Source organism: Pseudomonas monachiensis, assembly GCF_047345015.1.
Classification (GTDB): Bacteria; Pseudomonadota; Gammaproteobacteria; order Pseudomonadales; family Pseudomonadaceae; genus Aquipseudomonas; species Aquipseudomonas monachiensis.
The window spans coordinates 1007553-1020492 of record NZ_CP178857.1 but is presented as its reverse complement, the minus strand read 5'-3'; the positions used below and the strand labels follow the sequence as shown (position 1 = coordinate 1020492).

The 12940-nt window shown below is 60.7% G+C and carries 11 protein-coding genes; 1 reads left to right on the top strand and 10 read right to left on the bottom strand.

The genetic code is table 11. The annotated features are described in order from the left end of the window. Window positions 1-213: 213 nt before the first annotated feature. Window positions 214-1893, top strand: coding sequence for a 2-isopropylmalate synthase (gene leuA / locus ACMDB8_RS04500; RefSeq protein ID WP_056721248.1), 1680 nt, complete (start codon window positions 214-216; stop codon window positions 1891-1893). Between the two features lie 178 nt (window positions 1894-2071). On the opposite strand, the gene ACMDB8_RS04495 is transcribed toward leuA, so the two are convergent. From ACMDB8_RS04495 to rlmN, 10 genes are all read right to left on the bottom strand, one after another. Next, a complete protein-coding gene (locus ACMDB8_RS04495) occupies window positions 2072-2863 on the bottom strand; it encodes an amidohydrolase (protein WP_056721250.1) in 792 nt (263 codons plus the stop codon). Further along, window positions 2851-3999 (bottom strand): pyridoxal phosphate-dependent aminotransferase, encoded by a 1149-nt coding sequence (locus ACMDB8_RS04490; RefSeq protein WP_056721252.1) that lies wholly within the window; start codon window positions 3997-3999, stop codon window positions 2851-2853. The genes ACMDB8_RS04495 and ACMDB8_RS04490 overlap by 13 nt, the downstream gene beginning before the upstream one ends. 122 nt (window positions 4000-4121) lie before the next feature. After that, on the bottom strand, window positions 4122-5591 hold the full coding sequence (gene der / locus ACMDB8_RS04485; RefSeq protein WP_046040936.1) for a ribosome biogenesis GTPase Der: 1470 nt from the start codon (window positions 5589-5591) through the stop codon (window positions 4122-4124). A gap of 136 nt (window positions 5592-5727) precedes the next feature. After that, window positions 5728-6879, bottom strand: a complete 1152-nt coding sequence (bamB, locus tag ACMDB8_RS04480; protein WP_056721253.1) for an outer membrane protein assembly factor BamB — start codon at window positions 6877-6879, stop codon at window positions 5728-5730. After that, window positions 6872-7513, bottom strand: a complete 642-nt coding sequence (locus ACMDB8_RS04475) for a tetratricopeptide repeat protein (protein ID WP_008053246.1) — start codon at window positions 7511-7513, stop codon at window positions 6872-6874. Before ACMDB8_RS04475 ends, bamB begins: the two co-directional genes overlap by 8 nt. Window positions 7514-7554: 41 nt before the next feature. Then, window positions 7555-8844, bottom strand: a complete 1290-nt coding sequence (gene hisS / locus ACMDB8_RS04470; RefSeq protein WP_008053247.1) for a histidine--tRNA ligase — start codon at window positions 8842-8844, stop codon at window positions 7555-7557. Between the two features lie 37 nt (window positions 8845-8881). Further along, complete coding sequence (ispG, locus tag ACMDB8_RS04465) at window positions 8882-9991, bottom strand: flavodoxin-dependent (E)-4-hydroxy-3-methylbut-2-enyl-diphosphate synthase (protein WP_003185136.1); 1110 nt, start codon at window positions 9989-9991, stop codon at window positions 8882-8884. A 3-nt stretch (window positions 9992-9994) separates the two neighbouring features. Next, entirely contained in the window at window positions 9995-11002 is a 1008-nt protein-coding gene (locus ACMDB8_RS04460; protein ID WP_056721255.1) for a RodZ domain-containing protein, read from the bottom strand. Beyond that, entirely contained in the window at window positions 11002-11760 is a 759-nt protein-coding gene (gene pilW / locus ACMDB8_RS04455) for a type IV pilus biogenesis/stability protein PilW (RefSeq protein WP_056721257.1), read from the bottom strand. The genes ACMDB8_RS04460 and pilW overlap by 1 nt, the downstream gene beginning before the upstream one ends. 16 nt (window positions 11761-11776) lie before the next feature. Continuing rightward, window positions 11777-12919: a 23S rRNA (adenine(2503)-C(2))-methyltransferase RlmN gene (gene rlmN / locus ACMDB8_RS04450; protein ID WP_056721259.1), complete on the bottom strand. Its 1143-nt coding sequence runs from the start codon at window positions 12917-12919 to the stop codon at window positions 11777-11779. Window positions 12920-12940: the final 21 nt, after the last annotated feature.

The window sequence follows — 12940 nt, the reverse complement described above, 5'->3', positions numbered from 1 at the left end:
TTCGACTGCTTGCCAACCTTCCCCCCCAAGGTTAGGGTTGAAGGCATGAAAACCTCTCACACCCTCATTCAGCTCCGCCAGCACCGCAGCCTGTGCCTCGTCAGTGCACGACTGCCGGGCTGAATCGTGGTGTCTCGTCCCAGGCTGTACTCCAAGAACTTTTGATCCACCGGCAGGCCGCCTTTTTTCGGCCAACACAATAAGGATTTCCCGATGAGCATGCTCAAAGACCCGTCTTCGAAATACCGCGCGTTCCCGACCATCGACATTCCGGACCGCACCTGGCCGTCGAAAACCATCACCGCCGCGCCGATCTGGTGCAGTTCCGACCTGCGTGACGGCAACCAGTCGCTGATCGAGCCGATGGACGCCGTCAAGAAGCTGCGCTTCTGGAAAACCCTGGTGCAGGTCGGCGTAAAGGAAATCGAAGCGTCGTTCCCGGCCGCCTCGCAAACCGACTTCGACTTCGTCCGCACCCTGATCGAAGGCAACCACATCCCGGACGACACCACCATCCAGGTGCTGACCCAGGGCCGTGAAGACCTGATCGAGCGCACCTTCGAATCCCTGCGCGGCGCGAAGAAAGCCATCGTTCACCTGTACAACGCGACCTCCCCTTCCTTCCGCCGCATTGTCTTCAACCAGGACAAGGACGGGGTCAAGGCCATCGCCGTGAACGCCGCCAAGCTGTTCGTCAAATACGCGGCCATGCAGCCGGACACCGAGTGGACCTTCGAATACTCGCCAGAAACCTTCAGTGCCACCGAAATGGAGTTCGCCAAGGAAGTCTGCGACGCGGTGATCGAGGTCTGGAACCCGACGCCCGAGCACAAGATGATCCTCAACCTGCCGGCCACGGTGGAATGCGCGACCCCGAACATCTATGCCGACCAGATCGAATGGTTCGGCCGCCACATCAACCGTCGTGACAGCGTGATCATCAGCCTGCACACCCACAACGACCGTGGCACTGGCGTTGCCGCCACCGAACTGGGCCTGATGGCTGGTGCCGACCGTGTCGAAGGCTGCCTGTTCGGCAACGGCGAGCGTACCGGTAACGTCGACCTCGTGACCGTGGCCCTGAACCTCTACACCCAGGGCGTGAACCCTGAGCTGGACTTCTCCGACATCGACGGCGTGCGCAAAGTCGTCGAAGAGTGCAACCAGATCCAGGTGCACCCGCGTCACCCGTACGTCGGCGACCTGGTGCATACCGCATTCTCCGGCTCGCACCAGGATGCGATCCGCAAGGGCTTCGCCCAGCAGAAATCCGATGCACTGTGGGAAGTACCGTACCTGCCGATCGACCCGGCCGACATCGGCCGCAGCTACGAGGCGGTCATCCGCGTCAACAGCCAGTCGGGCAAGGGCGGCATCGCCTACCTCCTGGAGCAGGAGTACGGCATCAGCCTGCCGCGTCGCATGCAGATCGAGTTCAGCCAGGTCGTGCAGCGTGAAACCGACCGCCTCGGCCTGGAAATGACCGCCCAGCAGATCCACGCACTGCTGCACAGCGAGTACTTGCAGGCCAACACCCCGTACGCGCTGGTCAGCCATCGCCTGCAGGAAGAAAACGGTCACAGCGCCGTTGAAGTGGAAGTGGCCAGCCAAGGCCAGGGCGAGACCAACCTGCACTGGCGCGGCAAGGGCAACGGTGCCCTGGAAGCGCTGGTGGCCGGCCTGCCGGTACCAGTGGAAATCATGGACTACAACGAGCACGCCATCGGCGCGGGCACCAATGCCAAGGCCGCGGCCTACATTGAACTGCGAGTGAATGGCGAACGTGCGGTGCATGGCGTCGGCATCGACGAAAACATCACCACCGCCAGCTTCAAGGCCCTGTTCAGTGCGCTGAACCGCTCGCTGAGCCAGCCGGAAGCGAAAGCGGCGTAAGCCATCGCTGAAATGCAAAAGGCCCCGGGGGTGTGAACCTCGGGGCCTTTTCGTTTGTGCGGCTTTAAGATCAAAAGATCGTCCGAACGCGGCCCGAGCCTTCGGCAGCTCCTACGTTGGAACGCGACCCCCTGTAGGAGCTGCCGAAGGCTGCGATCTTTTGGAGTACACCGGAATATCAGATGAACTCAAAGGTATCGGCATCCAGATTCGCCGGAAACCGCGTGCGATACGCCGCCAGCTCAGCCGCATCCAGCACCACCGTGAACACCCCGTCTGCCTCTCCGGCACTGAGCAGCGTCTCGCCCTGAAAATCCAGCACCTGACTGTCACCCGTATAGGCAAAGCCCTTGCCATCAGTCCCGATGCGATTGACCGCCGCGACATAGCACAGGTTCTCGATCGCCCGCGCCGGCAGCAAGCGGTTCCAGTGCTGGCGCCGCGCACCTGGCCAGTTGGCGGTGTACAGCAGCAGGTCGGTGTCCTGGGCGTCACGGCTCCACACCGGGAAGCGCAGGTCGTAGCAGATCAACGGCCGCACTCGCCAGCCCTTGAGCTCGAACTGCACCTGGCGTTCGCCGGGGGTGTAGTGGTTATGCTCACCGGCCATGCGGAACAGGTGACGCTTGTCGTAGTGCAACACCTCGCCATCCGGGCGCGCCCACAGCAGGCGATTGCGATGGCTGCCGTCGACGGCCTGGACGATGACGCTGCCGGTGATCACCGCATCAAGCTTTGCCGCCTGGACCCGCAGCCATTTGCTGGTGGGGCCGTTTTCCGCTTCGGCGAGGGCCTCGGATTCCATGGAGAACCCGGTGGTGAACATCTCCGGCAGAATGATCAGGTCGGCGCCGCGAGCCTGCTCCAGCAGTGGCTCGAAATGCTCGAGGTTGGCCTGGCGGTCGTGCCAGGCCAGGGACGTCTGAATCAGCGCAACGGTCAGCTTGGGCAATGCACTCAGATCACGCATAGTTTTTCCGCTGCTTCACGCAGGGTCTCCTCACGCTTGGCAAAGCACAGCCGCACCAGGCGCTGGCCGACCGGTGGCGTCTGGTAGAACACCGAGATCGGGATACTGGCCACGCCGTGCTCGCGGGTCATCCACAGGGCCATCTCGACATCATTGAGATCCGGGCGGATCTGCGAGTAATCGACCAACTGGAAATAGGTGCCGGTCACCCGGGTGAAGCTGAAACGCGACGGTAGCAGCAGATCGCAGAACAAATCACGCTTGGCCTGATAGAAACCCGGCAACTCCTCGACGTGTTCGGGATGTTCGGCCATGTAATCGGCCAATGCATATTGCAGCGGCGTCACCCCACAAAAATTCACGTACTGGTGCACCTTGCGCAATTCCGCCGTCAGGGCCGGTGGTGCAACCACATAGCCGGTTTTCCAGCCTGTGACGTGGTAGGTCTTGCCGAACGAGCTGACCACGAAGGCACGCTGATACAGCTCTTCATGATTCAGCACGCTGACGTGGGGCACACCGTCATACACCAGGTGTTCATAGACTTCGTCGCTGATCACGTAGATGTCGCGATCGCGGATCAAGTCTGCCAACTGGTCGAGTTCGGCACGGCTGATCAATGCGCCACTGGGGTTGTGCGGGGTGTTGAGGATGATCATTCGCGTACGCGGGCTGAGTGCCAGGGCAAGCGTCTCGAAGTCGATACTGAAGTCGTTCAGGCCCAGTTGCACATGCACGCAACGACCGCCGGCCAACTCCACCGAAGGCTCGTAGCTGTCGTATGCCGGATCAAACACGATGACTTCGTCACCGCTGTGGATAACCGCCTGAATGGCACAGAAAATCGCCTCGGTCGCACCGGGGGTAACCGTCACTTCAGTATCTACATCCACCTGTGCGCCATAACTGCGGGCGATCTTCGCCGCGATCTGCTGACGCAACACCGGCAGCCCGGTCATTGGCGAATATTGATTATGGCCGCTGGCGATATGCCGGCCGACCGCATCGCACAGGGCCTGCGGGGCCGCGAAATCGGGAAAGCCCTGGGACAGATTGAGCGCGCCGGTCTGTGCCGCGAGCTGAGACATCTGAGTGAAGATAGTGATGCCGACATTCGGCAGCTTGCTGGTGATCATCGGTGGTTCCCTGCTCTACACCCGGCTCTACGGCGGCGCGGGGGAGTCCGAGGATAGCCCAAACGGCAGGCATGAAAAAGGGCGCCATTGGCGCCCTTTCCATCCCACGGGAAAAACCTCGATCAGCGCTTGTCGCGACGCTTCTTGTCGGCCTTCTTGTGGTGCGACATCAAGCGACGCTTCTTGTTGACCTGACGGTCGGTGAGCGTGTTCTTGTTGCCTTCGTACGGGTTCTCGCCACCCTTGAACTCGATGCGGATCGGCGTACCGACCAGCTTCAGCACACGGCGATACGTGTTTTCCAGGTAACGCACGTAGGACTTCGGCACCTTCTCGATCTGGTTACCGTGAATCACGATGATCGGCGGGTTCGCGCCACCCAGGTGGGCATAACGCAGCTTGATCCGGCGGCTGTTGACCATCGGCGGCTGGTGCTCGCTGACCGCGTCTTCCAGAATCTGGGTCAGGCGGCTGGTCGGCCAGCGGGTAACCGCGGACTTGAACGAGTTCTGTACCGAGGCGTAGAGGTTGCCCACGCCGGTGCCGTGCAGTGCCGAGATAAAGTGAATATCGGCAAACTCGACGAAGAACAGGCGACGCTGCAACTCGATCTTGACGAAGTCGCGCTCGCTCGGCGTCATGCCGTCCCACTTGTTGATCGCGATGACCAACGCACGACCGGCCTCGAGGGCAAAGCCCAGCAGGTTGAGGTCGTGGTCCACCACGCCTTCGCGGGCGTCCATCACGAAGATCACCACGTTGGCGTCTTTGATCGCTTGCAGGGTTTTGACCACGGAGAACTTTTCGACTTCTTCGTGGATCTTGCCGCGCTTGCGCACACCGGCGGTGTCGATCAGCGTGTACTTCTCGTCGTTACGCTCGAACGGGATGTAGATACTGTCGCGGGTGGTGCCGGGTTGGTCGTAGACGATTACCCGGTCTTCGCCGAGCATGCGGTTGACCAGGGTCGACTTGCCGACGTTCGGACGGCCGATGATGGCGATCTTGATCCCGTCTTTTTCGCTCGGGCCAGGAATGCGCTTGGCTTCCTCGCCTTCGGCGACGTCTTCTTCCTCGCCTTCTTCCAGCTCGTCATCGTCTTTCGGGAAGTCACTCAAGGCGATTTCCAGCATCTGGGTGATGCCACGACCGTGAGCACCAGCGATTGGAATCGCGTGGCCCATGCCCAATGGAGCGAATTCGGCGCGGGCCATTTCCGGGTCGATGTTGTCGACCTTGTTGGCAACCACGTAGGAACGCTTGTTACGTTTGCGCAAATGCTCGGCGATCATCTGGTCGGCGGCGGTGAAACCGGCCTTGGCATCTACCAGGAACAGAACGACATCCGCTTCTTCGATGGCCAGCAGCGACTGCTCGGCCATCTTTTCGTCCATACCGTGTTCGTCACCGGAGATACCGCCGGTGTCGATCAGAATGTAGGAACGCCCTTGCCACTTGGCCTCACCGTACTGGCGATCACGGGTCAGACCGGACAAGTCGCCGACGATGGCGTCACGAGTCCTGGTCAGGCGGTTGAACAAGGTGGACTTGCCGACGTTCGGTCGGCCCACCAGGGCGATTACGGGAACCATGCGGCTCTCCACTTCGTTATTTCAGAAAATACAAAAGCCGCTGCGAGGCAGCGGCTGGTGCTCGGGGCAACGCTTGAAAGCGCTGCAAACCCCGGTAAACCGGGGCCGCTTGGGGGTTAAACCCCAAGCATAGTCGTTACTTGATGGTCAGGGCTTCCAGTTTGCCGCTGTTGCCATACACATAAATCGTGTCACCCACCACCAGCGGACGGGCACGCAGGCCGTCGCTGTCGATGCGCTCGCGGCCGACGAAACGACCGTCCACCTGACTCAGCAGGTGCAGGTAACCTTCCAGGTCACCGACTGCAACGTAGCTGGAGAACACTTCCGGAGCCGACAGTTGACGGCGGGCCAGCGAGTCGTTGCTCCACAAGGCTGTGGTGGAACGCTCATCGACGCCTTCAACGGTGCCCGAAGACAGGCTCACATAAACGGTACCGAAACCCTGGGCGACACCGGCATAGCTGGAAGCATCACGCTGCCAGAGCTGACGGCCGCTTTGCAGGTCCAGAGCGGCAACGCGCCCCTGATAGCTGGCGACATACAGCGTCTCGCCCGACAGCAGCAAGCCACCGTCGATGTCGACCACGCGCTCCAGTTCCGAACGGCCTTGCGGGATCGCTACGCGCTGTTCCCACACTGGTACGCCGTTGGTGATGTCCACGGCAACCACTTTACCGGTCGACAGGCCAGCCACCGCGAGGCGGTTGGTCACGATCGGCGCACTGGTACCGCGCAGGGTCAGTACCGCAGGCGTACTGTCATAGATCCAGCGACGGTCACCGGTGGAGGCGTCCAGACCGATCAGACGATCGTCCTGGGTCTGAACCACCACGACGTCGCCGTTGTTGGCTGGCGGCGCCAGTACTTCGCTGGACACGCGAGCGCGCCACTTTTCTTCACCGTTGATCGCGTCCAGGGCAACGATTTCACCCTTGATCGTACCAATGGTGACCAGTCCGTAACCAACACCAACGGCGCCGGAGACAGGCAGTTCGAGGTCTTTCTTCCATTTGACGTCGCCGGTGTTGCGGTCCATTGCCATCAACACGCCAGTGACGTCGGCGGCATAGATGGTATCGCCATCGATGGCCGGAACCAGCATGTTGTAGGTTTCGCCCTGACCGTCACCGATCGAACGACTCCACTGCTTGTGCAGAACCACTTCTTCCTTGAAGTCGACCAGCTCGGCCGGAGGCAGTTCTTTTTTGCTGTTGCTGCTGCAACCCGCGGCCAAAATGGCCAGGGCCAGCAATGCTGCATGTTTCCAACGAATCACGTCACGCATCCCCTTTGGCCAGGTCGTCCAGCTTGATTTGCAGGCCACCGACCGCCGCTTCATCCGACAGTGCCGCCTTGGCTTTTTGATACGCCGCGCTAGCCTCGTCGGTACGACCCAGCTGCACCAGCAGGTCACCCTTGAGTTCTTCGCGAGTGGCCAGGAATGCCTTGTCGGCATCGCCTTCGAGCAGCTTCAGTGCTTCGTCGGCCTTGTTCTGCGCGCCGAGTACCTGGGCCAGACGCTGACGGGCGATTTCGCCCAGCGCCGGGTTGGCCGGCTTGGCGACAATGGCTTTGAGCTCGCTGGCCGCGTCGTCCAGCTTGCCGCTGTCGACCGCTACCTTGGCAACGAACAGGCTGCCGTACTGCGCGTAGGCGCTGCCGCCAAACTCGCTGTTGAGCTTGCCGGCCAGGTCCGAAACACGGGCCGCGTCAGGCTTGCCGTCAGGCGTCAGCGTGGTTTCGAGCAATTGCTGATAGAGAATCGAGGCGCCTTGCGACTGATTGCTCTGATACTTGTGGAACGCCTGCCAGCCGAACACGATGACCAGCGCCAACAGGCCACCAGTGACCAGGGGCTTACCGTTGCGTGACCACCATTCCTTCAATTCCATCAAATGTTCGTCTTCGGTACTCGACACCCCAATACTCCTTAATCGCTAATTCGGCTGTTTAGACAGCTTCAACCCTGCACGACGCAGGTGGCCAGGTGCGCTGCAAGCGCATCCCAGGCAATGCTTTGTTGTTCGCCCTGGCCACGCAGGGGTTTGAAACCTACCACTTGCTGGGCCATTTCGTCGTCACCGAGGATCAGCGCGTACAGCGCACCGCTCTTGTCGGCCTTCTTGAACTGGCTTTTGAAACTGCCGGCGCCGGCATTCACTTGCAGGCGCAGGTTGGGCAACTGGTCACGAACCCGCTCCGCCAGGGTCAGGCCAGCCAGTTCGGCGGCTTCACCGAAAGCGCAGAGGTAGACGTCGACCTGACGGGAGATCTCTTGCGGGATCTGCTCCAGGGTTTCGAGCAACAGCACCAGGCGTTCGATGCCCATCGCAAAGCCAACGCCGGCGGTCGGCTTGCCGCCCATCTGCTCGACCAGGCCGTCGTAACGACCACCAGCACACACGGTGCCCTGGGCGCCGAGTTTGTCGGTGACCCATTCGAAAACGGTCTTGCTGTAGTAATCCAGCCCGCGAACCAGCTTCGGGTTGATCACGTAAGGAATGCCGGCGGCGTCCAGGCGAGCCTTGAGGCCCTCGAAGTGCACGCGGGATTCTTCGTCGAGGTAGTCGGCCATTTTCGGCGCATCGACCAGAATCGCCTGTGTCTCCGCGTTCTTGGTGTCCAGGACGCGCAACGGGTTGGTCTTCAGGCGGCGCTGGCTGTCTTCGTCCAGCTTGTCCAGATGCCGGGACAGGAACTCCACCAGTGCCTCGCGATAACGACCACGGGATTCGCTGGTGCCCAGGCTGTTGAGCTCGAGCTTGACCGCATCGCGGATGCCCAGTTCGCCCCACAGGCGCCACGTCAGCACGATCAGCTCGGCGTCGATGTCCGGACCGTCGAGGTTGAACACCTCCACACCGATCTGGTGGAACTGGCGATAACGGCCTTTCTGTGGACGCTCGTGGCGGAACATCGGGCCGATGTACCAGAGTTTCTGAACCTGGCCGCCGCCGGTGATGCCGTGTTCCAGCACCGCGCGCACACAGGCCGCCGTGCCTTCAGGGCGCAGGGTCAGGGAGTCGCCGTTGCGGTCGTCGAAGGTGTACATCTCTTTTTCGACGATGTCGGTCACTTCACCGATGGAACGCTTGAACAGCTCGGTGAACTCGACGATCGGCATGCGGATCTGCTTGTAACCGTAGTTATCCAGCAGGCGCGAAACGGTGCCTTCGAAATGACGCCACAGGGGGGTCTGTTCGGGCAGGATGTCGTTCATGCCACGAATGGCTTGCAATGACTTGCTCACTTTAAATCCTTAAATTCGTTCGGCTCTTCAGTCAGGTTCAGCCGCGCGCAATAACGGCAGCGTCAGCTTCGACCTTTTCGGCCGCTTTCTGGCGGATCAAGCGTTCAAGCTCATCCACCAGATTGTCATTCGTCAGTTTCTGCGACGGCTTGCCGTCGATGTAAATCAGGTTCGGCGTGCCGCCGGTCAAGCCGATATGGGCTTCCTTGGCTTCGCCAGGGCCGTTGACCACGCAACCGATCACCGCGACATCCAGCGGCACCAGCAAATCTTCGAGACGCCCTTCCAGCTCGTTCATGGTCTTGACCACATCGAAGTTCTGCCGCGAGCAGCTCGGGCAGGCGATGAAGTTGATGCCACGGGAACGCAGGTGCAGGGACTTGAGAATGTCGTAGCCGACTTTCACTTCCTCGACCGGGTCGGCCGCCAACGAGATGCGGATAGTATCGCCAATCCCTTCGGCGAGCAGCATACCGAGGCCCACGGCAGATTTCACCGTGCCGGAACGCAAACCACCGGCTTCGGTGATGCCCAGGTGCAGCGGCTGGACGATTTCCTTGGCCAACAAGCGGTAGGCTTCGACGGCCATGAACACGTCGGAGGCTTTCACGCTGACCTTGAAGTCCTGGAAGTTCAGGCGTTCAAGGTGCTCGACGTGGCGCAAGGCCGACTCGACCAGCGCCGCCGGGGTCGGCTCGCCGTATTTCTTTTGCAGGTCTTTTTCCAGGGAACCGGCGTTCACGCCGATACGGATCGGGATCCCGCGGTCACGGGCGGCGTCCACCACTGCACGCACGCGGTCTTCGCGCCCGATGTTGCCCGGGTTGATCCGCAGGCAATCGACACCCAGTTCGGCGACGCGCAGAGCGATCCGGTAGTCGAAGTGAATGTCGGCAACCAGAGGCACCTTGACCAGCTGCTTGATCTTGCCGAAGGCTTCGGCGGCGTCCATGTCCGGTACGGAGACCCGCACGATATCGACGCCGGCCGCTTCCAGACGATTGATTTGCGCGACCGTGGCCGCGACATCGTTGGTGTCGCTGTTGGTCATGCTCTGCACAGCGATAGGCGCATCGCCGCCAACAGGCACGTTACCGACCCAGATCTTGCGGGATTCGCGACGTTTGATTGGAGATTCGCCGTGCATGACTTATTGACCCAACTTCAGGCGAGCAGTCTCGCCACTGGTGAACGGAGCGACATCGACCGGCTGGCCGTTGTAGCTGACCTGAGCGCCGCGGGCAAAGCCCAGACGCACGGCAAACGGAGGCTTGCCATTGACTGCCAGGCTGTCGCCTTTGCGTTTGAGACCGCTGAACAGCACCTTGCCGCTACCGTCGGTCACTTGTGTCCAGCAATCGGAGGTGAACTGCACCTGGACCTGGCCTTCACCGGCCACTGGCGCGGCTTGAGCAGGAGCGGTTACCGGTGCAGTCGCCACCGGGGCCGGAACGACTGGAGCTGCCGGGATCACCGGTGCTGCGACAACAGGCGCGGTGGTATGGGCAGGTGCGGCTGGCGCGGTCGGCGCTGCCGGGGCGGCTGGCGCAGTCACTTGAGCCTGTTCTGGTGCTTCGGCCGCAGCGTCGGCCTGTGGCAGCGCGAGGGCGGTTCCGCCGTCGGATTGACCTTCCGCGACGGCCTGGTCTTCCGGCTCGTCCAGCGGATGAATCTGTGTCGTACCGTCGGCGCCTTCGACTTCAACGTGTTCTGGCGCCAGACCGATCAGGTCCTTGGTGCGCATCGAGGTCTGATCCTGCCACCAGACGAACCCGCCACCGATCACCGCGACCAGCAACAGCAGGCTGACGATTCGCAAAATGGTGTGGGAAACCCGCACAGGCTCTTCAATACGACCCAGGCTGTGAACATTGCTGCCCTGGGAGTCGGTACCGGTGGATTGATCGAATTGCTGGACCAGAACGGCCTGGTCCATGCCGAGCAATTTGGCATAGGCGCGAATGTAACCGCGAGCAAACGTATGCCCGGGCAGCTTGTCGAAGGCGCCGGCTTCCAGATTGCTCAGGGAAGTGGTGGTGAGGTTGAGCTTGAGGGCCACTTCGGCCAGCGACCAGCCATTGCTTTCGCGGGCCTGGCGTAAAGTCTCACCGGGGTTTACGCGATTCGCTGCTACAACTTCGGGATGCGCCGCTTTCATCATTGCTCCGACAGGTATTGCTGATATTCCGGCGTACCGGGATAGAGTCTTTTTAGTTGCAGGCCTTTGCTTGCGGCCTTGTCGCGGTCTTCGAACACTTTTGCCAGCCGAACGCCGAGCAATAGACTACGTGCATTTTGTTCGGAGAGCTGGCTAAAACGGTCGTAATAGTCACGCGCGGGCACATAATGCCTGTCTTCGTAAGACAACTCAGCCATTTCCAGCAATGCACGTGGTTGTTGGTGGTTCAGGCGCAGGGCTTTTTCCAGTTGCTGTTGGGCCAGATCGCGCTGACCGAGCATTGCAGCGGTCATGCCCAGGTTCTCGAACACCCGCGAACGCTCAGGATACAGGGTATCGGCAGCGGCTTGCTCGAAGCGCTCGTAGGCTTCGTTGTAACGTTTCTGCTCGAACAGAAAACTGCCGTAGTTATTGAGGATTCGTGCATCGGCGGGACGGGAAGCCAGCGCCTTGCGAAAATGCTCGTCGGCAAGTTCCGGTTCCATCTCGGCCTGGAACACCAGCCCCAGCGCCGCGTTGGCATCAGGGTCGGAGCCATCGAGCTCCAGCGCTTTCTTCAGTGGAACCTTGGCGCGCTCGGTCATGCCTTGTTGCAAATACCCGATACCAAGTTGCACGTACGCCTCACGCGCCTCATCACGGCCCTTGCTGGTCTTCATCGGGTTGTAGTCGCCCGAAAGCACGCAGCCAGCACACAGGCTGGCCAACAGCAAAAGCAGCGCAAAGCGCAGGGACATAGAGATCCTCTCTCGGTTATTTCGCGGCGTCTTGCGCTACATCGTTCTCGGCGTTGAGTTCACGCACGGCGATATAACGTTCGCTGCGACGGGTGCGATCCAGCACCTGCCCTACCAATTGACCACAGGCCGCGTCGATGTCTTCACCACGGGTGGTGCGGACGGTGACGTTGAAGCCGGCATGATGCAGCTGATCCTGGAAACGCCGGATGGCGTTGTTGCTCGGGCGCTCGTAACCGGAGTGCGGGAACGGGTTGAACGGGATCAGGTTGATCTTGCACGGGATGTTCTTGAGCAGCTCGATCATCTCCACGGCGTGCTCGACCTTGTCATTGATGTCCTTGAGCAAGGTGTATTCGATGGTCAGCACGCGCTTTTCGCCGAGGTTCGACATGTAGCGCTGGCACGACTCGAGCAGCATCTTAAGCGGATACTTCTTGTTGATCGGCACCAATTGGTTACGCAATGCGTCATTCGGTGCGTGCAGGGACAACGCCAGGGAGACGTCGATGTGCTTGGACAGCTCATCGATCATCGGCACCACGCCGGAGGTCGACAGGGTCACACGGCGCTTGGAAATGCCGTAGCCCAGGTCGTCCATCATCAGATGCATGGCCGCGACGACGTTGTCGAAGTTCAGCAGCGGCTCACCCATGCCCATCATCACCACGTTGGTGATGGCACGGTCGACGGTTGCCGGGACGCTACCAAAGGATTTGTTGGCAATCCACACCTGGCCGATGACTTCGGCGGCGGTGAGGTTGCTGTTGAAGCCTTGCTTGCCGGTGGAGCAGAAACTGCAATCCAGGGCACAGCCTGCCTGGGACGAAACGCACAAGGTACCGCGCTTGCCCTGGGGAATGTATACGGTCTCGACGCAGCTGCCGGACGCCACGCGCACCACCCACTTGCGGGTGCCGTCGCTGGAGATGTCCTCGCTGACCACTTCCGGACCACGGACCTCGGCAACAGTCTTGAGCTTTTCGCGCAAGGCCTTGCTGACGTTCGTCATGGCATCGAAATCATCGACACCAAAGTGGTGAATCCATTTCATTACCTGACCGGCACGGAAACGCTTCTCCCCGATTGAGTCGAAGAATTTTTCCATTTCCAGCTGAGTCAGACCCAGCAGGTTAGTTTTTACAGTCGATGTAGTCATGGATTCACCTTCACTCTTAAG

Excerpts from the sequence above, each read along its gene's own strand:
- ACMDB8_RS04460 (WP_056721255.1), bottom strand. The coding sequence starts at position 11,002 with ATGAAAGCGGCGCATCCCGAAGTTGTAGCAGCGAATCGCGTAAACCCC.
- der (WP_046040936.1), bottom strand. The coding sequence starts at position 5,591 with ATGGTTCCCGTAATCGCCCTGGTGGGCCGACCGAACGTCGGCAAGTCC.
- leuA (WP_056721248.1), top strand. The coding sequence starts at position 214 with ATGAGCATGCTCAAAGACCCGTCTTCGAAATACCGCGCGTTCCCGACC.
- rlmN (WP_056721259.1), bottom strand. The coding sequence starts at position 12,919 with ATGACTACATCGACTGTAAAAACTAACCTGCTGGGTCTGACTCAGCTG.
- ispG (WP_003185136.1), bottom strand. The coding sequence starts at position 9,991 with ATGCACGGCGAATCTCCAATCAAACGTCGCGAATCCCGCAAGATCTGG.
- ACMDB8_RS04495 (WP_056721250.1), bottom strand. The coding sequence starts at position 2,863 with ATGCGTGATCTGAGTGCATTGCCCAAGCTGACCGTTGCGCTGATTCAG.
- ACMDB8_RS04490 (WP_056721252.1), bottom strand. The coding sequence starts at position 3,999 with ATGATCACCAGCAAGCTGCCGAATGTCGGCATCACTATCTTCACTCAG.
- pilW (WP_056721257.1), bottom strand. The coding sequence starts at position 11,760 with ATGTCCCTGCGCTTTGCGCTGCTTTTGCTGTTGGCCAGCCTGTGTGCT.
- bamB (WP_056721253.1), bottom strand. The coding sequence starts at position 6,879 with ATGCGTGACGTGATTCGTTGGAAACATGCAGCATTGCTGGCCCTGGCC.